We start from the raw sequence: 18,275 nt of genomic DNA, 5'->3' as shown, positions 1-18,275 counted from the left end.
CTTTTGTCCGTGGCCTGCGTTGGCTCGGTCCTTACAGCCCGCGTTGGGGATGCTCGGACCTCGCCGCCTTGGCCACAGCCAAAATCCCTCGCCGCAGGACCCCGCGCAATTTTCGGACACGCTCTAAGGCATTGGCGTGGCCAACGGTCAGGTTCTGGTCATTACCAACGGAAGTAGAGCCTGAATAAGTATTGTTGCCTGAAAGCGTGGGACCGTCAGACCCAGAGATAGCCAGGTTACCACTGCCACTGATCACCCCGCTGATTGTGACGCCGCCTTTCTCAGGCTGGATTGTGCGGCTCCAAATTGCGGTTTCATGGCCGCTCACTGTTGTTTCCATACGCTACGTGTAGCGGAAACGGATTGGGAAATCAACTGAGGGCGTATAGGGCGTATTTTGAAATGGGTGGAACGGGCTACCAGCCCGTTTTCGGCGGCAACCTGCCGCCGAAGATGGCGGCAGGCTGGTAGCCGGCTGGTAGCCTGCCACAACAGGCCAGTGGCCTGTTCCACCCAAGAGGCATTTTCGAAACACGCTTTGAGCGTCTGCCCTACGGCGGCAGGCCATTGGGAAACGCCTTCCGCACAGCTTCGGTCCGGTTGCGCGCGTGGAGTTTGCGGTAGATGTGCCAGATGTGCGTGCGCACCGTGCTCATCTGGACGCCAAGCCGCTGGCCGATTTCTTTGTAGAGAAGTCCCTGGGCAAGGCAGCGGAGGATGGTGTCCTCGGTGGGCGAAAGCCGGACGGCTTCAGAATACTCCGTCTTGCGCGGTTGAAAGAACGCCACGACTTGCCGGGCGATTTGCCCGGACATCGGCGCGCCGCCCTGATGCAACTCCCGAATGGCTTCGAGGATTTTGGTTCCCGGCGTTTTCTTGAGCAAGTAGCCGGATGCGCCGGCGGCCAGGGCCTGGAAAAGCCGTTCGTGATCCTCGATCACCGTCAGCATCATGATTTGCGCCGAAGGCAAGGTGGCCGCGAGCCGGGCGGCACAATCAATGCCCGAAAGACCGGGCAGTTGAATATCCAAGATGATGACCTCCGGGCGCAGGGGAGGGATTATCGCCAGGGCTTCCTCAGCGCTTGCGCAGGCCGCCACGAGTTCAAGGCCGGGAGAGTTTTTGATGAGCTTGATCAGACGGGCGCGTTCCTCGGCGTGGTCCTCCACAAAGGCCAGGCCGATGGCATGTGGCTCTGGATTGATGCTGCTCAAGGCGCACGCATGGTGGCCCAATTGAGAAGGCAAAGCAATCAGATGAAAGTACGACTGGCGGTTTAACCGCGGATAGCGCGGATGGGCGCGGCCGCTTCAACGCTCGCCTGCGGTAGGGCGAGCCTGTCCCCAGCGAGCCGAGTCGGATGTGTTCCACGCACGTCGAGCGGCTCGCCGGGACGGACTCGCCCTACCGGCGATGGGGTTCATGGGACGCGTGCATGAGCCGGCGGCAAAGGCACGCTCACGCGCAGATGCGTGCCGTGGCCAGGTTCGGATTCCAGCGCGAAGGTTCCGCCCAATTCCGCCACACGCTGGCGCATATTGGCCAACCCGTTGCCGTTGGACTTGAGGGTCGCGGACGCGAATCCTTTTCCGTCGTCCTGAATGCCAAGTTCGACGGCGCTTCCTGACACACGCACACGCATTTCCACGAGGCTGGCTTCGGCATGTTTCAAGATGTTGTGCAAGGCCTCGCTTCGTTGGTCCGTTTCGCAGAGGCGGGCAATCTGAGTGAGCCGGGTGCCGATTTCGTCATGGAGGTCTCGGGCGATCTGGTGGCGCTGCTGGTTCAAGGCATTTTCCCGTTCGAGCGCGTGAATGCGGCGAAGTGTGCGCATACGCCAGAGGAAAAGGCTGAAGACGACGGTCAGGCCGCCCAAACCGAGGCCCGCCTGAATCCAGCGGTTCACCATCAACTCGCCCCACCAACGCGCCTGCGGCGAAGGCCGTGGCGAAAACGTCACGTTGAGATCGTGGCCCGCGATCTCGATCCCGAAAGCGCCGCCGTCCATCGAATTTCGGAATGCCGACACATCCAGGTTGAAGGCATCAGCGGAGAACCCGAATATTCCGCTGCTGGCCGTGGCGATTGTCCAGGTGTAACTCCTGCGCTTGCTGAAATTATGCATTTCGCCCTCCGAGTTGTCCGGAGCGAGCGTGGTCAGCTTGATGTTGAATTTGTTGGAGGGAGTCGAGTGGATGCTGAGTGTGCCGGAGATGTTGATCCAGTCCCAGCCGGGATCAGCGCCTGCGGTGCCGGCGGCATGGTTGATTTCCCAGACGTAATTGCCGCCGCCTTCCCAGGTCTGGCTGCGGCCGGGGAGCGTTCCAGGACTCGAACCGGGTGAGAGCGTGAGGCCTCCTCCCCACGAACCGGGTACGGACGGATGGGCTTTCCCAAGCCCCGCGATCAGTTTCCCCAGAAAAGACGTCCGCTTCGCCAAACGCGGACCACTCCGTCCCTGACTTTACTCCACGATCGAAAAACAATATCAGGGACGCGGTGGAACGCGGTGGAACGCGTCCCTACCGGATTCAGGGGTGCAATGTGCGAGTTTCGATCGAAGAATTCTCTCAGTGTTCCGCCAGCGTGGACCGCGCAACTCAGACACACCAGGAGACAGGAAGCGAGAGGCAAAGCGGACACGAGAAAACCAGGCTTATTCAGGCTTGCCATTCCAACCCAAACACAGGCCACTGTGGGCAATCAGGACTTTGTTGGCTTCCGGTGTTTACGAGGCAAATCCTCGACAGCCACGATGTGGAGCGCGTCGATCGTGGTCACGGAATCGTCGTTCCCCAGGACTGCAACGACGCTTTTGCCGACCATAATGAACTCCGGATACGGCACCACGAATTTGCGGCCGCTGGACAGGTGAATGGCGAAAGGACGAAACCCGTTGATCAGCCTTTTACGAATGCGCTCCGTGTTCATGACACCGAGGAGAATAATGAATTGAACCTGACATGGAAAGCGCCATGTTCCTTTCGGGTCTGTACACGGCTGATGAACCGTTGGGAATCCCCACGGAAAGCTCCCTGTGCCTATCGGACCTGCTCATGGCCAATGAACCCGGTAAGGCGAGTCCGTCCCGGCGAGCCGCTCGATGTGAGTGGAGCACGTCCAGACCGGCTCGCTGGGGACAGGCTCGCCCTACCGTGAGGTTCATGGGAAGCCTCGCATTTGGCTTTTCTGACGTTCCCAGGCTTCTTAGGATTCCGCGCAATGAAAGGCATTATCCTGGCCGGGGGCGCCGGCTCGCGGTTGTATCCGCTGACGCAGGTGGCGAGCAAACAACTCCAGCCCGTGTACGACAAGCCGATGGTCTATTATCCGTTGACCACGCTGATCGAAAACGGCGTTCGCGAGTTGTGCCTGATCTCGACGCCGCACGACCTCCCGCGATACCGCCAGTTGCTCGGCGACGGCGCCGCGTGGGGCTTGTCCATTGAGTATCGCGAGCAACCGCGGCCGGGCGGCATCGCGCAGGCGTTTCTGATTGCCGATTCGTTTATCGGCGACAGCTCGGTGGTGCTGATCCTGGGCGACAACATTTTCTACGGCGGGAACGAATTCCGCCAGGCGTTCGTGGATTTCCGCAAAGGCGCCTGCGTCTTTGGCTGCCACGTCCACGACCCGGAACGATACGGCGTGGTGGAATTCGATGCCGACGGTCATGCGATCTCCATCGAGGAGAAACCCAGGCAGCCCAAGAGCAATTACGCGGTGCCGGGCCTCTATCTCTACGACAATCACGTCGTGGCGGTGGCCAAAGCCTTGAAACCCTCCGCGCGGGGCGAACTCGAAATCACCGACGTGAACGTGGAATATCTCCAGCGCGGGCAGTTGCGGGTTTATCGGTTGAGCCGCGGCTTCGCCTGGCTGGACGCCGGCACCAGCAGCAGTTTGCACGAAGCTTCGGCATTTGTGCAGACCATCGAGAAACGGCAAGGGATCAAGATCGGTTGCCCGGAAGAAGCGGCGTTTCTCCGCGGGTTTCTTTCGCTGGATCAACTCGCGGCGTTGACCGACCGGATGCCGAATTGTGAATACCGGGAATACTTGAACGAAGTTGTTGCCGAAGCCAGACGGCTGGCGGAGGGGCGTTGATTCAATCCTCAAGTCATCTTTCCTGAACCTTATGATCGTTTTGTTAGGCGCGACCGGCTATATCGGCCGAGCTTTCGCACGGAGCCTCACGCAGCGCGGCCTTCCCTTCATCGGACTTTCGCGAAAAGAAGTGGATTACACGCAGTTCGAGACGCTGTTGAATTTCCTGAGGACGCAAAAGCCGAGTTTCCTCATCAACGCCGCAGGCTACACGGGCAAACCCAACGTCGATGCCTGCGAGACAGCCCGCGCCGACACGCTCGCGGGGAACACGCTCCTTCCGCAAACGATCGCGCACGCTTGCGCCGCCACGGGGATCCCGTGGGGACACGTGTCGTCCGGGTGCATCTATGACGGCGCGAAATTAAAACACGGAACGTCGCTGGCAGTGGAAAAGGACTTGATCCGGCCCGAGGTGCGCTCGCGCGTCGAACAGCATCCGGAGTCCGTCCAGGGTTTCTCCGAAACCGACGAAACCAACTTCACATTCCGGAATCCGCCATGCAGCTTTTACAGCGGCACCAAAGCGTTGGCCGAGGAAGCGATCGCCGGCGTGGGCCAGTGTTACATCTGGCGGTTGCGCATCCCGTTCGACGAGTTTGACAATGCCCGAAACTACCTGAGCAAGGTGCAGCGCTACAAAAAGGTCTATGACAACACAAACTCCATTTCGCACCGCGCGGACTTCGTCCACGCGTGCCTGGATTTATGGAAACTGCGCGCGCCGTTCGGGACGTACAACGTGACGAATCCGGGTTTCACGACGACCCGGCGCGTGGTGGAGATGATTCAGCAGATCCTTCAGCCCAATCGCTCCTTCGAGTTCTGGGCGAGCGACGAGGAGTTCTATCAGTTCGCGGCCCGGACCCCGCGGTCCAACTGCGTTATGGACACACGGAAGCTGCTGGGGGCCGGCGTGAAGATGCGACCGGTTGAAGAAGCGCTGGAGCACGCGCTGAGGAACTGGAAGGCAGAAAGCTGATGTTGCCTGGGTTCCTAAGTGGGGCACCATAAGCTGATGGACGACGCTATTCCGTATCTTGACTTGAGCGCGCAGATGCGGCCGCTGCGCGAGGAAATCGACGCCGCGATTGCGCGCGTGCTGGATCAGAACGCGTTTTGTCTGGGGCCGGAAGTCGTCCAGTTCGAGCAGGATTTCGCCCGATTTTGCGGGGCCAGCCACGCGATTGCACTCAACAGCGGAACGTCAGCGCTGCACATCGCGATGATTCTATCGAACATCGGCGCCGGGGACGAAGTCATCACAACGCCGTTCACGTTTGCGGCGACGAGCTGGGCCATTTCTTACGTGGGCGCGCGTCCGGTCTATGTCGATATCGACGATGCGACGTTCAATCTGGATCCAGGCCGGGTGGAGAAAGCGATCACGCCTCGCACGAAAGCAATCTTGCCGGTCCATCTTTACGGCCATCCGTGCGATCTCGATCCGCTCCTGCAGATCTGCCGGAAGCACAACCTGAAATTAATCGAGGACGCGGCTCAGGCGCACGGCGCGACTTATCGGGGAAAAACGGTCGGGATTTTCGGTTCGCTCGCCGCCTTCAGTTTTTATCCGGCGAAAAACCTCGGCGCGTGCGGGGAGGGCGGCGCTCTGGTCACCGACGACCCGACCCTCGCGGCGCGCGCCCGTTCCTTGCGCGATCACGGTTCGACGGCCCGCTATTTCCACGACGAGGTGGGGTTCAATTACCGGATGGAAGGCATTCAAGGCGCGGTTCTCGGAGTCAAGTTGAAGCATCTGGCGCGATGGAACGCCGCCCGCCGCCGGATTGCGCATTGCTACCACGAATCGCTGAGCGGCACGCCTCTGAAATTGCCGCGCGAGGCCGGCTACGCGCAAAGCGTGTATCATCTCTACGCGATTCGGCATCCGCGCCGCGACGATTTGAAAAAGCATCTCGAAGCGAACCGCACCGGGTATTCGCTTCATTATCCCTTGCCCTTGCACCTGCAGAAGTGTTACGCCGCGCTTGGCCACAAAGCCGGAGATTTCCCCGCAGCCGAGAAAGCCGCGCGCGAGTGCCTTTGCCTCCCCATTTACCCGGAATTGACTGAGGCGCAGGTTGAACGCGTGGCTGCGGTGATTCGGGAATTCTTCAAAGCACGGAGTAATGGAGTGATGGAGTAATGGAGTGATGGAGTGGGTGAATTCGCGTGAATTCGAGCTTACTCGGATTACACCACCCGGCTTCAGGCTGAAAGCCAATACTCCAATACTCCATCACTCCACCACTCCCTCCGCCCCCCGCCACGCCGTTACTCCGCCCCGCCCGGCGGCGTGAACAACTCAATGACATGGCCGTCTGGGTCTTTGACGTACATTTGCAGCGCGCCGTCGGGCCGCGTGCGCCGAGGCAAATACGACACGCCAATCCGTTGGAAGTGTTGTTCCCAGGGCGTCAGATCATCGACGCGCAAAGCGAAGTGGTTGCTGCGGTTTCCCGCAAACACTGGCTCGGTGCGGTTTCCGATCAAGTGGAGTTCTTGAATCGTTCCCAGCCGGAACCACGCGCCGGGGAAGGTGAAGGCCGGACGGGGAATCGGCTCCAGCATCAGCACGCTCCGGTAAAATTCACAGCTTTTCTCGACGTCCTGCACGTGAATCGCGACGTGGTTCAATTCGTAGTGTTTCATGGGAGGAATTTCGGTTCGGTTCGTTTTGGGAAAGTCTAACCAAACAATCTTGCCGTGCGCCAGTTTCAACCAAAACTCCGCAGTTGAACCGCAGATAGACGCAGACGAAGAATGTGACACGAATTTGTGAGATCGCCCGGTAGCGCCACGACTCGGTTCCAGTCGCACGTTTGTCCGGACATCGCGAAGCGGCGTTCGATTCGGCTTGCGGCATCAGTGCCTCCTTGACCGTGGGCGAGTCCTCATCGAAGGGAAGATTCCCGACATTCCCGATGGGGGTGCTTGTCGTTTTCATGCGGGGCGGATATGGTTCAAAGCATGAGCACGAAAGCCCAATCTGTCTTGGAAGGGTTCAACAGCTTGCCGCGCGACGAGCAATGGCAGGTCTATGGTGAATCATGACACGTCAGATTTCTATGGTTCCAAGCGCTTTTGTTCCCAGCGCGCGCAGCCTCCCTCGACATCGGTAGCGGGTGTATTGGTAAGCTTGCCAACGCTTCCCTGGATCGCATTTCGAGCATCTGCGTATTTGGCTGCTCCAGCAGTCTTCGCAGTTACCGGCGAGCGACCGAGCGGTTGAGACATTTCACTCCTTGGTTCAGCATTTCTTCCAAGGGACTTAGAAATTTGAGGTTTTCACCGTTCGCGAGCTTGTTCGAGTGAATCGCGCATGAAAACGCTCGCTGGGGCGCGCGCTCATGAAACAAAAACGCCAGACAACCTCTGGCTGCCTGGCGGTGTGACTGCTGGCGTTGAACGGGTTTCTAACCAGCAGCTACGTTCTAAACCATCGTCTCAGTCGCGACCGCCTTTGCGGCGATTGACTTCGTCCTTGGCCTGATCTTTGGCGGCGTCGATGACTTCGCGATGGTCTTTAAGCTGATCTCGGACGTCTTGCGTGCGTTTGTGAAGCTCGTCTCGCAGTTCCTTTTGGCGATCGAGAAACGCCTGGCGCTTTTCCTTGATCAGATCGCGGAGTTTTTCGCGGTCTACTTTGCTCGCCGCCGTGTATTTCTGCTTCAACTCCTTTTCCTGCTCCAGGAATTCGTTGCGAGTTTCCTTGAACAAATCCATGAGCCTTTTGACGTCGTCCGAGGGACCGGACCGTTCGGATTTGTCCTTGTGATCCGGTCGGGCAGGTTTCTGGTTCCGATTAACCGTCAAAGCCTTGTCGATCGTCGATTCGATCAACTTGGGATCGACGGTGTTTCCGAGCGTTATAGGTGTGGTGGGCGACGTTTCGGGTTTCCTCGCGGGCACCCCAGGCGTCGTCGGCGTGAGGGTCTTCGCCGGGGTCGCAGGCTGGGTCGCGGTGGCCGGCTTCTTGGATCGATCCAACTCGCCGGGCTTGGCGGTGTCAGCCGCGTGGGCCGCGAGCGCGACCAGGAGCAGACTTACCCCCGAGACGAGCGCAAGAGTTTTGGTTAGTTTCATAGGTCATTGTTGTTGGTTGGTGCATAGCTACAAAAATACAAAACGCCGTAATTCCGCTTTTGCGTCTCGTCAATTCCGCGGCAGAGAACGTGCCAAGGCCACAGGCGCATCTTAACCTGTTTCCCAGACGCGAGATGGCTCGAAACAACGCTGGAGCACGAGCCACTGTTTTCCGGTGAGAGTCTCCCAAGTCCATCTCTCGCAGACGGCAACTGGGTTTAAGTCCCCAACGGAGGCTGCTGGTTTTTTGCCCCGAAAGCCGGTAGCGAATGTAGTCTCTTGAAACCCCGAGCAAGCGCGCCGCGGCCGAAACGTTGTTCGAGGTCTGTTTGAGAGCCCGCTGGATGAGCCGGTTGATCGCTTCCTCCATGGAAAAACCCTCCGGCGGGAATTGAAACGCCGGATTAAGCCAGTCATCCGCAACCGCAAGCGTGGCCGGTTTTTCAGGCGCGGTTGTGCCGAGGTGCTCAAACTTCAGTTCCTCGCCTTCTTCAAAGACAATGGCCCGTTCCAGTTCGTGCGCCAGTTCACGGACGTTGCCGGGCCAGGGTTGAGCCTGCAAACTCTTCCGGCCTTGCGCATGGATCGGTTTGCGCGGCAGGCGATGACGGGCCGACAACTGGTCGAGCAGCTTCTCCGTCAGTTCCAGGATATCGTCCCCGCGCTCGCGCAAAGGCGGAATGTAAACCCGGAACAAATCCAGCCGGTGATACAAGTCCTCCCGGAATTGGCCGCTGGCGACGATCGATTTTAAGTCGCGGTTGGTAGCGGCGATCACGCGGGCGTCAATGGCGATTTCTTTATGCCCTCCGACGCGCCGAATCTTGTGGTCTTCAATCGTCTTGAGAACCTTGGCCTGGAGCGGCAACGACAAGCTGGGCAATTCGTCCAGGAACAGCGTTCCACCGTTCGCGGCTTCGAAAAGGCCCATGCGCGCAGTTCGTGCATCTGTGAAAGCTCCGCGCTCGTGTCCAAACAGCTCGGACTCGGCCAAAGTCTCCGGCAACGCCGAGCAGTTGACTTCGACTAACGGCTGGCCGGCGCGCGGACCCTGGTGGTGAATCCACCGCGCGATCGTCGTTTTCCCCGTGCCGGTCTCGCCCTCGATGAGGACCGGGGGAAGGTTGCTTTCCAGGCGCCGGTCGGCAGCGAGAATCTTCTCCAATTGCGATTGGAGCGAAGCCAGCGACGAGCCGAAGAAGAACGAAATGCCGCCTGAAGTGACGTCGCTCCGGCGGTGTTCGGTCAGGCGCTCGGTTTGTTTCGCACGGCGCGCGCGGTTGATGACCAGCGGCAATTGCGCGGGATCGAAAGGCTTGACCAGGTATTCCAGGGCGCCCAGGCGGATGGCTTCGATTGCGCCCTCAATGCGGCCTTCTGCCGTCATGACGATGACGCCCGTGTAACTGGAAAAGCATTTCTCCCGGAGCAAATCGATCCCCAAACCGTCCGGCAAATTCACGTCCAGCAACGCGAAGTCGAAGCTCAGGTCCGCGATGACTTTCCGGGCCCGTTGAATGGAATCGACGCCGGTGACATCCGCGCCGAGGCGCTCCAGATACGCCGTGATTTGTTTCCGGAGCAGCGAATCGTCCTCGATGATGACGATGCTAAAACCTGTCAAATCCGAGTTTTGCATGCTTGATAAGCCATCGGTCCAGGTCCACGCCAGGACACCATAACTCCGAAGCCAGGGGAGAATCAACCGGGAGATTTGGCCCGGAGTAACCCTCAGTTACCGACGGTGGGGCGACGCTCCTGCGGAGCCTTTCTTCGATGGCATTGGCTCGGCGGGAGCCCCGCCCCACCCTCAACTGAGGGCATACCATCCGGTTCGCCTGGAGCCGGTCATTTCTTGGGCGGGACTGGAATTCGAATCACTCTGCCGGGAATAATCCGGTTGGGATTCAATTCCGGGTTCGCTTCTTTGACTTGCTCGAGAGTGATCCGCCCTCGACCCTGCCTGGCATATTCGTCGTTGTAGGCCGCGATAATCTTGTAGAGCAGATCGCCCTCCTTGATCTTGTAATCGACAGTTTCCAGCGCCTCCGTATGGTCTGTGGAGGGCTTGGGACGCGAAGGAGTCGGCGCCGGAACCTTGGCAATATCCTTGAGGGTGTTGATGCTGTTGACGATCAATCGGTTGTCCTCTTCCCGTTTCTTGTCGATCTCCTTCAGTTTTTCCACGAGCGTGTTGAATTCTTCGCGCGTGACCAGGCGGGTGTTCGAGTGGGCGTTGTCGTCCTTCAACCGCCTGATCTCCCGGCTCAGCGAGGCCACACTTTGTTCCAATTCCTGGATTTTCGACCGCAGAACCCCCTCCGTTTCTATCATGGATGCGACTCTGGCATTGAGTTGAGCGAAACGTTCCTCGTTCGCTTTGCGCTCCAGCGCGGCTTCAGCGGCTGAGTTTTGCGCCAGCGATCGGCTGGAAATCAACACGGCGGTTGCAAGAAGCAGGAATCGGAAAAGTCTCATAAAACGAAAAAATAGAAGCCGCCCTACCAAGGCGCAAGTGCGAACAAGGGATTTGAACTGGGCGGACCTGGGCGGACGATACGAATTGCACGAATTAGCACGAATTAAGGCGGGTAGAATTGGGCAAGGACAGGAGTCGCGGACAGACTCCGCGGGAGCGTCGCCCCACCGACGTTGATTTGGCCCGGATTTGAGAAGGGAGAGAATTAATTCGTGAAAATTCGTGTAATTCGTGTCAAAAGAAGGCCGCAGCAAACGCGGCCAACAACCAATGGCGACAACGTCCTAAATCGCCGTGACTTTGTCTCTAATCGACATCCTCATCGTCGGTCTTTATCTGCTTGTGTGCATGGGCGCCGGGCTTTGGATGCGGCGCTTCGTGCGGGGCGTGGAAGACTTTGCGGTCGCCGGACGCGAGATGGATCTGAACCTGGGGATCGCCTCGCTCGCCGCCACCGAGTTGGGCCTGGTCACCGTGATGTACACCGCTCAACTGGGCTACGAAAAAGGCTTCGCGGGAGCGACCGTCGGCGTGTTGATGGCCGGCGCGATGTATTTCGTGGGCCGCACCGGATTTGTCATCGGTCCGCTTCGGCGCTCCGGCGTCATGACCATCCCGGAATTGTTTCAGCAGCGATTCGGAACGCAGGTGCGCTGGCTGGCCGGCTTGTTTGTCGTGTTGGGCGGCGTGCTGAACATGGGCGTTTTTCTGCGCGTGGGCGGCGAATTCCTGGTCCACGTCACCGGGTTGCCGGTGTACTGGCTCGAACTGATTATGATTGGCCTGCTGGCGATCGTGCTGCTTTACACCGTGCTCGGCGGGATGCTTTCGGTTTTGGTGACGGATTATCTTCAGTTCTTGATCATGAGCGTCGGCCTGGTGATCACCTCGATGCTTGTCATTCGCGACATTGGCTGGAACACGCTCATGGGGCAACTCTGGATGAGTTGGGACGGCACGAGAGCGGATGGCGCCAGGCTGGCGTCGCATCCGTTCAATCCGTTTCACCCGACCAGCCTGGGCTGGGGCTATCTGCTGTGGCAGGCGCTCTTTCAAGTGGCCGTGGTCACGACCTGGCAAACGCAGATCACCCGCGTGCTCTGCGCCAAAAATGAGGAAACCGCCAAGAGCATGTACCGCCGCGCTTCCTTTTATTTCGTGGGTCGATTCGCTCTGCCGGTGCTGTTTGGCGCGGCCGCGTTTGCGTATTTCGCCAGTCACGGCGGCCTGGCTTCCGGTCTGGACAGCCGCACGGCCATGCCCGCTTACCTGGCGGCGATTCTGCCCGCCGGGATTCTCGGCCTGGTGATCGCCGCGATGCTGGCGGCGGAGATGTCCACGGACAGCGGCTACCTGTTGACCTGGGCCACGGTGATCTACAACGACTTGTTGATGCCGTGCTTCAAGAAACCTCCAGCGCCGCGCACACGGCTGCTGTTGACGCGGCTTCTGGTCTGCGCGATCGGCGTGTTTCTGGTTTTCTACGGATTGCTCTACGAACTGAAAGGGAACGTCTGGGATTATCTGGCGGTCACGGGGAACATCTATCTGGCGAGCGTGTTCACGTTGCTGGTGGCCGCGTTGTACTGGCCTCGGGCGAATCGATACGGCGCGTGCGCGGCGCTGGTCCTGGGCGCGATCGGGCCGCTGACCTTCCTGATCGTCAATGCGCGGGTCGATGCGGCGCATCAAATCGCTCCTGAAATTGCCGGGGCCTCTTCCTTTGCGCTGGCGTTTCTCGGGATGTTCGCCGGTTCCTGGCTGGGTTCCTCCCGCGCCGTGGCCAGGGCTTCCTCATGACCTACTTTTTTGTTTTCTTCTGGACGGCAATGATCTTCGGATCGATTGCCTGGTTTGCGGCGCTGCTGTTTTACGTGGGGGCGAAAGGCGGACGAGAAATCGTGAAACTGCGCCGGGACCTGCGCGAACGAAACGACAAAGGACCGCCGGCGTGAACGGGCCAAATTGAGCCTGAAATGACTATTGACTTCACTTCCTTGTTTGCTAGGTTCTGCGCTCTTTGACACGAAGAGTTTCGATGAAAACGTATCTGCCCAAAGTCAATTTGGACCAGCGCAAGTGGTATCTGATCGATGCCAACGGCGCCGTCCTGGGCCGCCTCGCGGTCCAGATCTCGAATATTTTGCGCGGTCGAACCAAGCCGATTTACACCGATCACCTCGACGCCGGCGATTTCGTGGTGGTGGTCAACGCGGAGAAAGTGCTCCTGACCGGCAAGAAGGAAACGAAGAAGAAGTTCATGTCCTACTCCGGCTGGAAGGGCGGCGAGAAATACCGGACGGTCGAGCAAGTTCGGGCGCGCCATCCGGAACGGTTAATCCATCACGCGGTCAAAGGCATGATCCCGAAGAACCGGCTGGGGCGCGTGCTGCTGACCAAGCTCAAAGTGTATCGCGGCGGCGAGCATCCGCACTCTGCGCAAAAGCCCACGACGATCGCGGCCCAAAACTAAGATTCAGCTATGGCACAAACGACTGAGTACCTCGGCACCGGCCGGCGCAAGAGCGCCGTGGCCCGCGTGCGCCTTGCTCCCGGCTCCGGCAAAATCACGATCAATGGCCGGCCGTTTGAAAGCTACTTTGTGATTGAAGCCCAGCGGACGATGGTTTTGCAGCCGCTGGCGCGCACGGAGACGACGACCAAATTCGACGTGCGCGTCAACGTGACCGGCGGCGGGCTGACCGGGCAAGCCGGCGCCGTGCGCCACGGGATTGCGCGCGCGCTCCTGGCGTCGGACGCCAATTTTCGTTCGGCCTTGCGCAGCGAAGGCCTGCTGACGCGTGATCCGCGCATGCGCGAACGCAAGAAGTACGGTCAACCCGGCGCTCGCAAACGATTCCAATACAGCAAACGCTAAACGGAACAGAATTTGTCGAGCCCCGCTGGTTGACTCCGGCGGGGCTTTTTGTTGGCCGGGCCGAAGCGAATTCAGATGGATTTGTTTCGGATTTCGGATTTCGTGCTTCGGATTTCAGGTTTAACTGGCTATCACACGGCGCATGAAAACTAGAGTCGCCATCGTCGGCGCGTCCGGATACACGGGCGAGGAACTCGTCCGGCTGCTCTTGCTGCATCCGCAGGCCGAGTTGGTCGCGCTGACTTCCCGGCAGTATGCGGGCCAGTCAGTCGCCCAGGTTTTCCCAAGATTCGCCCATTACCCCCGGGCCGGGGAATTGAGGTTTGCGGAACCCAACGCCGAGGTGCTGGCCAGGCAAGCGGAAGCGGTTTTTCTGGCCCTCCCGCACGGCGTCGCGGCGGAATACGCCGTTCCGCTTTTGAAGCTCGGCTGCCGCGTGCTCGATCTGAGCGCGGACTTTCGCGTCAAAGACCCCGCCGTATATCAGGAATTTTACGCGCACGAACATCCCGCGCCGGAATTGCTGAAGGAAGCGGTCTATGGCCTGCCCGAATGGAATCGCACTGCGATCAAGACGGCCACGCTCGTGGCTTGCCCGGGCTGTTATCCAACCAGCATTCTGCTCCCCACGCTTCCGTTGCTGCGGCAAAAACTCATTCGCTCCACGAGCATCATCGCCGATGCCCTGAGCGGTGTCAGCGGCGCGGGGCGCAAGGCGGAACTCGATTACCTGTTCGTGGAATGCAACGAGAGCGTCCGGCCCTACGGCCTCCCCAAGCACCGGCATCTTTCCGAGATCGAACAGGAACTCTCGGCAGCGGCGGGCGAGAAAATCGTCATTCAATTCACGCCGCACCTGATCCCCGTGAATCGCGGAATTCTCACGACGCTTTACCTGGCGCCGGCCGAGCACGCCGCTGATGGCGCAAAGACCGCCGAATTGAACGCCGCGATCACGGCTTGTTACCGGCGGGCTTACGCGAGCGAACCGTTCGTTCGTGTGCTCGAAGGCAAGGCCCTGCCCGACACCAAGAATGTCGCCGGAACGAACGTCATCGAAATCGCCTGGCGCCTCGATCCACGCACGGGCCGGCTGATCGTGATGAGCGCCGAGGACAACATTGTGAAAGGCGCGAGCGGCCAGGCCATCCAATGCTTTAACATCATGCACGGATATCCGGAAACAGCGGGTTTGACTTAACCTGGAACGAGGGAAACTGCGGATGAACACAGCCCGACGCAGCCGGAACCGAGCAACCACGGATCACACGGAAAGCACGGATAGAGAATCAAATTTGATGAAAGGTTCACTCCAACAAATCTCCGGCTCTATCACCGCGCCCAAGGGCTTCCTCGCGAGCGGCGTGTTTTGCGACATCAAGCGCCTCGGCACTGGCAAGGGCTCAAACAAAGGAAAAAAGCGCGACCTGGCCTTGATCGTCTCGGAAGTTCCCGCCACGGTCGCGGGTTTGTTCACCACAAACCAGGTCTGCGCCGCGCCGGTCAAGGTTTGCCTCGAACATGTGAAGCAAGGAACGGCGCAAGCCATTGTGGTGAATTCTGGCAACGCGAATGCGTGCACCGGCAAACAAGGTTTGAAGGATGCCCAGGAAATGGCCCGGCTAACGGCTCAAGCCGTCGCCGCGAACGTTTGTTCGCGGTCGCTTCGCTCTTCCGACGGAAAACGTCCGCGTTCTCACGAACGCCGCGGTGCGATTCCAGTTGCGCACGTCTTCGTCGCGTCCACGGGACGCATCGGCGTGACGCTGCCGATGGCCAATGTGAAGCGCGGGATTGAGGCGGCGGCGAAGGTGTTGGGCGCTTCTGGCGAAAGTGGGTGCCACGTCGCCGAGGCGATCATGACCAGCGACACGCGGCCCAAGCAAATCGCGGTTGAGTTCCCACTCGGCGGTCACAGCGCCCGAATTGCCGGCGTGTGCAAAGGCGCAGGCATGATTCAACCCGGGATGAGCGCGACGGGCGAGCGTCCCGCGGCGGTCCCGCTCCATGCCACGATGCTGTGTTTCATTACCACTGACGCCGCGATTGAACCCAAGGCCCTTCAACTTGCGCTCAACGAAGCCGTGGCCAACAGTTTCAACCGCATTACGGTCGATGGCGACATGAGCACCAACGACACCGTGCTCGTGCTGGCGAACGGCCTGGCCGGAAATCCCCGAATCGCAGCCGCCGACATGAGGAGGCTCATTTCTGAAAGCCCGCAATCCGCAATCCGCAGTCCGCAATTGCGCAGCCCGGCGTGCTTCCAATCTGCCCTGAACCACGTCTGCCTCGAACTCGCCAAGATGATCGTGCGCGACGGCGAGGGCGTCTCCCGCTTCGTCACCGTGCGTGTGAACGGCGCGAAATCGTTTGCCGAGGCCGCCGCCGCCGCCCGCGCCGTCGCCAACAGCGCCCTCGTCAAAACGAGTTGGAACGGGGGCGACCCGAATTGGGGCCGCATCATCGATGCCCTTGGCTACAGCGCCGCGACGGTGGTCGAAGACAAGGTTGATATTGCCTATAGCGCTCCGGGCAGCCGCAAACTGATTTATTCCCTCGAACGCGGCCAGCCCACGCGGACGCCATTCAAAGCGCTTTGCGCCGCCGTGGCCGCGAAGGAATTCGACCTCCACATCCACTTGAATCTCGGCCCCTCCAGTGCGGTCATCTATGCCGCTGATCTGACCGAGGCATACGTGGATTTCAACAAAGGGGACGTGAGCGATCCGGCGGCCTTGGGAGGATGAGGATTGTAGAGCAGACTTATTCGAGTCCCGAAGGGACGGTTGAGTCTCCATGACAGAGACCGGCTTCGGCATCGAATTCCTTGAGGCCGCCGGCGGTCCGCTTGCGAAGTGGCAGGACTCAGCCCTGAATCAGCCGTCCCGTCGGGACTCGGCCCACGCACTTTCGTTCCCAGCCTTGAAAGGCTGGGCTATTCTCTGATCTCCCTCCGGGAGAAACTGAAAAACCCCATCTGGTGGAACACGGTCACTTCCATTCTGTCCTGCGCGACCAGGACGTATTCCTCCAGCGTCTCGATTTGGGTATAGCTCATGGCGAAGCTCACTCTGCAGTTCGCCCGCAAGATAATCTTCGACCGTGACGAACACCGGGTTTTGAACGGCTTCCATGCTCGCGAGTATTCCTCCAAACCTAATCCTTTGGCAAGACGCTGCCGGCATGACACCGGCTTCACGGGTTTCTTCGCGATGGCATTGGCTCGGCGGGAGTCTCGCCCCACCCTCAACAGAGGGCATACCATCACGGACCATCACGGCATCACGGGCACTTTTCCGTTGACAGTTTCGCGATAGAACGGTGTCATTCCGCGCATTACCGTTGCCCATGTTCCTGCAGGAACGAACCGGAAGCGATTTTGTGCCCAGAATTCGACCGCCTCAACCATCATGAGCCAAGGGAAGATTAACGTTGCTATCGTCGGGCTTGGTTTCGGAGCCGAATTTATTCCCATTTACCAGCGGCATCCGAACGCCAGCATGTACGCCATCTGCCAGCGCAATCCCAAAAAGCTGGAAGCGATCGGCGACGCGTTCGGCGTGGAAAAACGGTTCACGGATTACCGCCAACTGCTCAACGACCCGAACGTGGACGTGGTCCACATCAACTCGCCCATCCCGGATCACGCCTGGATGTCCATCGAAGGCTTGAAAGCCGGCAAACACGTCGCGTGCACCGTGCCGATGGCGACCTCAATCGAGGATTGCCGCAAGATCGTGGAGCTCCAAAAAAAGACCGGCCTCAAATACATGATGATGGAGACCGTCGTGTATGCCCGCGAGTTTCTTTACATCAAGGAACTCTACGAGAAGGGCGCGCTGGGCAAAATTCAGTTCCTTCAAGCCAGCCACCAGCAAGACATGGACGGCTGGCCGAATTACTGGCCCGGCCTCCCGCCGATGTGGTACGCGACGCATTGCGTCGGCCCGGTCTGCGGCCTGACACGAGCCACGGCCGAATACGTTTCGTGTTTCGGTTCCGGCACGATCCGCAAGGAACTTATCAAGAAATACAACTCCCCGTTCGCGGTGGAAACCACGCACATCAAGTTCAAAAACTCCGACCTGAGCGCCCGCATTTACCGGTCCCTGTTCGACGTAGCGCGGCAGTATCGGGAGAGCATCGACGTTTACGGCTCGAAGCGAACATTTGAATGGACGCTCATCGAACACGAGCCGCACGTCCTCCACACGGCAAAACTGCCGGAACCTAAGATTCCCAAGAAGATCAAAGCGCCCGACTACGCGAAGCTGCTGCCCAAACCGATCCAGCGCTTCACAACCAAGGGCGTTTATGACCTGGCGAAGAAGACACACCTCAGCTTCACGCAAGGGGCCGGCCACGGCGGATCGCATCCGCACATGGTGCATGAGTTCTTGACCGCGCTGGTGAAAGACCGCGATCCATTCCCAAACGCGAAACAATCGGCCAACTGGACGTGTGTCGGCCTGTGCGCGCATCAATCGGCGTTGAAAGGCGGCCAGATTGTGAAGCTGCCGGCGTTCACGATTTGAGCGAAGTTTGGCCGGTATGAAAACAAGTCCTTTCGGCGATGTGCTTGATCGGGCTTCGGCCTTGAGCCCCGAGGATCAGGACATGTTAATCGAGGTGCTGCGTAAGCGCCGCGCAGAAACGTGGCGGAAGGAGTTGGCCGCAGACATCGCCCAAGCGCGTCGGGATTTGGCTGCCGGTCGTCTC

16 protein-coding genes are annotated in these 18,275 nt (G+C 59.4%); 9 read left to right on the top strand and 7 right to left on the bottom strand.

What is annotated here, in order from left to right; translation table 11 throughout:
• Positions 1-551: 551 nt before the first annotated feature.
• From FJ398_06300 to FJ398_06290, 3 genes are all read right to left on the bottom strand, one after another.
• The gene (locus tag FJ398_06300) at positions 552-1,184 is read right to left on the bottom strand and encodes a response regulator transcription factor (protein MBM3837562.1); all 633 of its coding nucleotides are present in this window, start codon (positions 1,182-1,184) and stop codon (positions 552-554) included.
• Positions 1,185-1,420: 236 nt separating this feature from the next.
• Positions 1,421-2,440, bottom strand: a complete 1,020-nt coding sequence (locus FJ398_06295) for a hypothetical protein (protein MBM3837561.1) — start codon at positions 2,438-2,440, stop codon at positions 1,421-1,423.
• A 263-nt stretch (positions 2,441-2,703) separates the two neighbouring features.
• Positions 2,704-2,931, bottom strand: coding sequence for a hypothetical protein (locus tag FJ398_06290; protein MBM3837560.1), 228 nt, complete (start codon positions 2,929-2,931; stop codon positions 2,704-2,706).
• A 291-nt stretch (positions 2,932-3,222) separates the two neighbouring features.
• Here FJ398_06290 and rfbA point away from each other — a divergent pair, with 291 nt between their 5' ends.
• From rfbA to FJ398_06275, 3 genes are read left to right on the top strand one after another with little or no spacing between them, the layout of a single operon-like run.
• Positions 3,223-4,107 (top strand): glucose-1-phosphate thymidylyltransferase RfbA, encoded by an 885-nt coding sequence (rfbA, locus tag FJ398_06285; GenBank protein MBM3837559.1) that lies wholly within the window; start codon positions 3,223-3,225, stop codon positions 4,105-4,107.
• Positions 4,108-4,138: 31 nt separating this feature from the next.
• Entirely contained in the window at positions 4,139-5,089 is a 951-nt protein-coding gene (locus FJ398_06280) for a sugar nucleotide-binding protein (protein MBM3837558.1), read from the top strand.
• Between the two features lie 36 nt (positions 5,090-5,125).
• A complete protein-coding gene (locus tag FJ398_06275) occupies positions 5,126-6,256 on the top strand; it encodes a DegT/DnrJ/EryC1/StrS family aminotransferase (GenBank protein MBM3837557.1) in 1,131 nt (376 codons plus the stop codon).
• Positions 6,257-6,384: 128 nt separating this feature from the next.
• Here FJ398_06275 and FJ398_06270 read toward each other — a convergent pair whose 3' ends face one another.
• The 4 genes from FJ398_06270 to FJ398_06255 form a co-directional block, all read right to left on the bottom strand.
• The gene (locus FJ398_06270; protein ID MBM3837556.1) at positions 6,385-6,762 is read right to left on the bottom strand and encodes a glyoxalase; all 378 of its coding nucleotides are present in this window, start codon (positions 6,760-6,762) and stop codon (positions 6,385-6,387) included.
• A gap of 795 nt (positions 6,763-7,557) precedes the next feature.
• Positions 7,558-8,196 (bottom strand): hypothetical protein, encoded by a 639-nt coding sequence (locus FJ398_06265; protein MBM3837555.1) that lies wholly within the window; start codon positions 8,194-8,196, stop codon positions 7,558-7,560.
• Positions 8,120-9,835, bottom strand: coding sequence for a sigma-54-dependent Fis family transcriptional regulator (locus FJ398_06260; GenBank protein ID MBM3837554.1), 1,716 nt, complete (start codon positions 9,833-9,835; stop codon positions 8,120-8,122). Before FJ398_06260 ends, FJ398_06265 begins: the two co-directional genes overlap by 77 nt.
• A 209-nt stretch (positions 9,836-10,044) precedes the next feature.
• A complete protein-coding gene (locus FJ398_06255; protein MBM3837553.1) occupies positions 10,045-10,674 on the bottom strand; it encodes a LysM peptidoglycan-binding domain-containing protein in 630 nt (209 codons plus the stop codon).
• Positions 10,675-11,023: 349 nt separating this feature from the next.
• Here FJ398_06255 and FJ398_06250 point away from each other — a divergent pair, with 349 nt between their 5' ends.
• The 6 genes from FJ398_06250 (at position 11,024) to FJ398_06225 (ending at position 18,091) form a co-directional block, all read left to right on the top strand.
• Entirely contained in the window at positions 11,024-12,475 is a 1,452-nt protein-coding gene (locus FJ398_06250) for a sodium:solute symporter family protein (protein MBM3837552.1), read from the top strand.
• A 238-nt stretch (positions 12,476-12,713) separates the two neighbouring features.
• Positions 12,714-13,148 (top strand): 50S ribosomal protein L13, encoded by a 435-nt coding sequence (gene rplM / locus FJ398_06245; GenBank protein MBM3837551.1) that lies wholly within the window; start codon positions 12,714-12,716, stop codon positions 13,146-13,148.
• Between the two features lie 9 nt (positions 13,149-13,157).
• Entirely contained in the window at positions 13,158-13,553 is a 396-nt protein-coding gene (gene rpsI / locus FJ398_06240) for a 30S ribosomal protein S9 (protein MBM3837550.1), read from the top strand.
• Between the two features lie 142 nt (positions 13,554-13,695).
• Positions 13,696-14,754 carry an N-acetyl-gamma-glutamyl-phosphate reductase gene (locus FJ398_06235; protein MBM3837549.1) on the top strand — a complete coding sequence of 353 codons (1,059 nt, stop codon included), beginning with the start codon at positions 13,696-13,698 and terminating at the stop codon, positions 14,752-14,754.
• 97 nt (positions 14,755-14,851) lie between these two features.
• Complete coding sequence (gene argJ, locus FJ398_06230) at positions 14,852-16,303, top strand: bifunctional glutamate N-acetyltransferase/amino-acid acetyltransferase ArgJ (GenBank protein MBM3837548.1); 1,452 nt, start codon at positions 14,852-14,854, stop codon at positions 16,301-16,303.
• 663 nt (positions 16,304-16,966) lie between these two features.
• Positions 16,967-18,091, top strand: coding sequence for a Gfo/Idh/MocA family oxidoreductase (locus FJ398_06225; protein ID MBM3837547.1), 1,125 nt, complete (start codon positions 16,967-16,969; stop codon positions 18,089-18,091).
• Positions 18,092-18,275 lie beyond the last annotated feature (184 nt).

It is taken from the genome of Verrucomicrobiota bacterium (assembly GCA_016871535.1).
Classification (GTDB): domain Bacteria; phylum Verrucomicrobiota; class Verrucomicrobiia; order Limisphaerales; family SIBE01; genus VHCZ01.
This window is presented reverse-complemented; position numbering and strand designations above follow the sequence as displayed.

What these genes read in the sequence shown, in the direction of transcription:
- FJ398_06225 (MBM3837547.1), top strand. Translation starts at nt 16,967, where the DNA reads ATGAGCCAAGGGAAGATTAACGTTGCTATCGTCGGGCTTGGTTTCGGA.
- rpsI (MBM3837550.1), top strand. Translation starts at nt 13,158, where the DNA reads ATGGCACAAACGACTGAGTACCTCGGCACCGGCCGGCGCAAGAGCGCC.
- FJ398_06250 (MBM3837552.1), top strand. Translation starts at nt 11,024, where the DNA reads ATGGGCGCCGGGCTTTGGATGCGGCGCTTCGTGCGGGGCGTGGAAGAC.
- FJ398_06265 (MBM3837555.1), bottom strand. Translation starts at nt 8,196, where the DNA reads ATGAAACTAACCAAAACTCTTGCGCTCGTCTCGGGGGTAAGTCTGCTC.
- FJ398_06260 (MBM3837554.1), bottom strand. Translation starts at nt 9,835, where the DNA reads ATGCAAAACTCGGATTTGACAGGTTTTAGCATCGTCATCATCGAGGAC.
- FJ398_06235 (MBM3837549.1), top strand. Translation starts at nt 13,696, where the DNA reads ATGAAAACTAGAGTCGCCATCGTCGGCGCGTCCGGATACACGGGCGAG.
- FJ398_06270 (MBM3837556.1), bottom strand. Translation starts at nt 6,762, where the DNA reads ATGAAACACTACGAATTGAACCACGTCGCGATTCACGTGCAGGACGTC.
- rfbA (MBM3837559.1), top strand. Translation starts at nt 3,223, where the DNA reads ATGAAAGGCATTATCCTGGCCGGGGGCGCCGGCTCGCGGTTGTATCCG.
- FJ398_06280 (MBM3837558.1), top strand. Translation starts at nt 4,139, where the DNA reads ATGATCGTTTTGTTAGGCGCGACCGGCTATATCGGCCGAGCTTTCGCA.
- FJ398_06275 (MBM3837557.1), top strand. Translation starts at nt 5,126, where the DNA reads ATGGACGACGCTATTCCGTATCTTGACTTGAGCGCGCAGATGCGGCCG.
- FJ398_06290 (MBM3837560.1), bottom strand. Translation starts at nt 2,931, where the DNA reads ATGAACACGGAGCGCATTCGTAAAAGGCTGATCAACGGGTTTCGTCCT.
- rplM (MBM3837551.1), top strand. Translation starts at nt 12,714, where the DNA reads ATGAAAACGTATCTGCCCAAAGTCAATTTGGACCAGCGCAAGTGGTAT.
- FJ398_06255 (MBM3837553.1), bottom strand. Translation starts at nt 10,674, where the DNA reads ATGAGACTTTTCCGATTCCTGCTTCTTGCAACCGCCGTGTTGATTTCC.
- argJ (MBM3837548.1), top strand. Translation starts at nt 14,852, where the DNA reads ATGAAAGGTTCACTCCAACAAATCTCCGGCTCTATCACCGCGCCCAAG.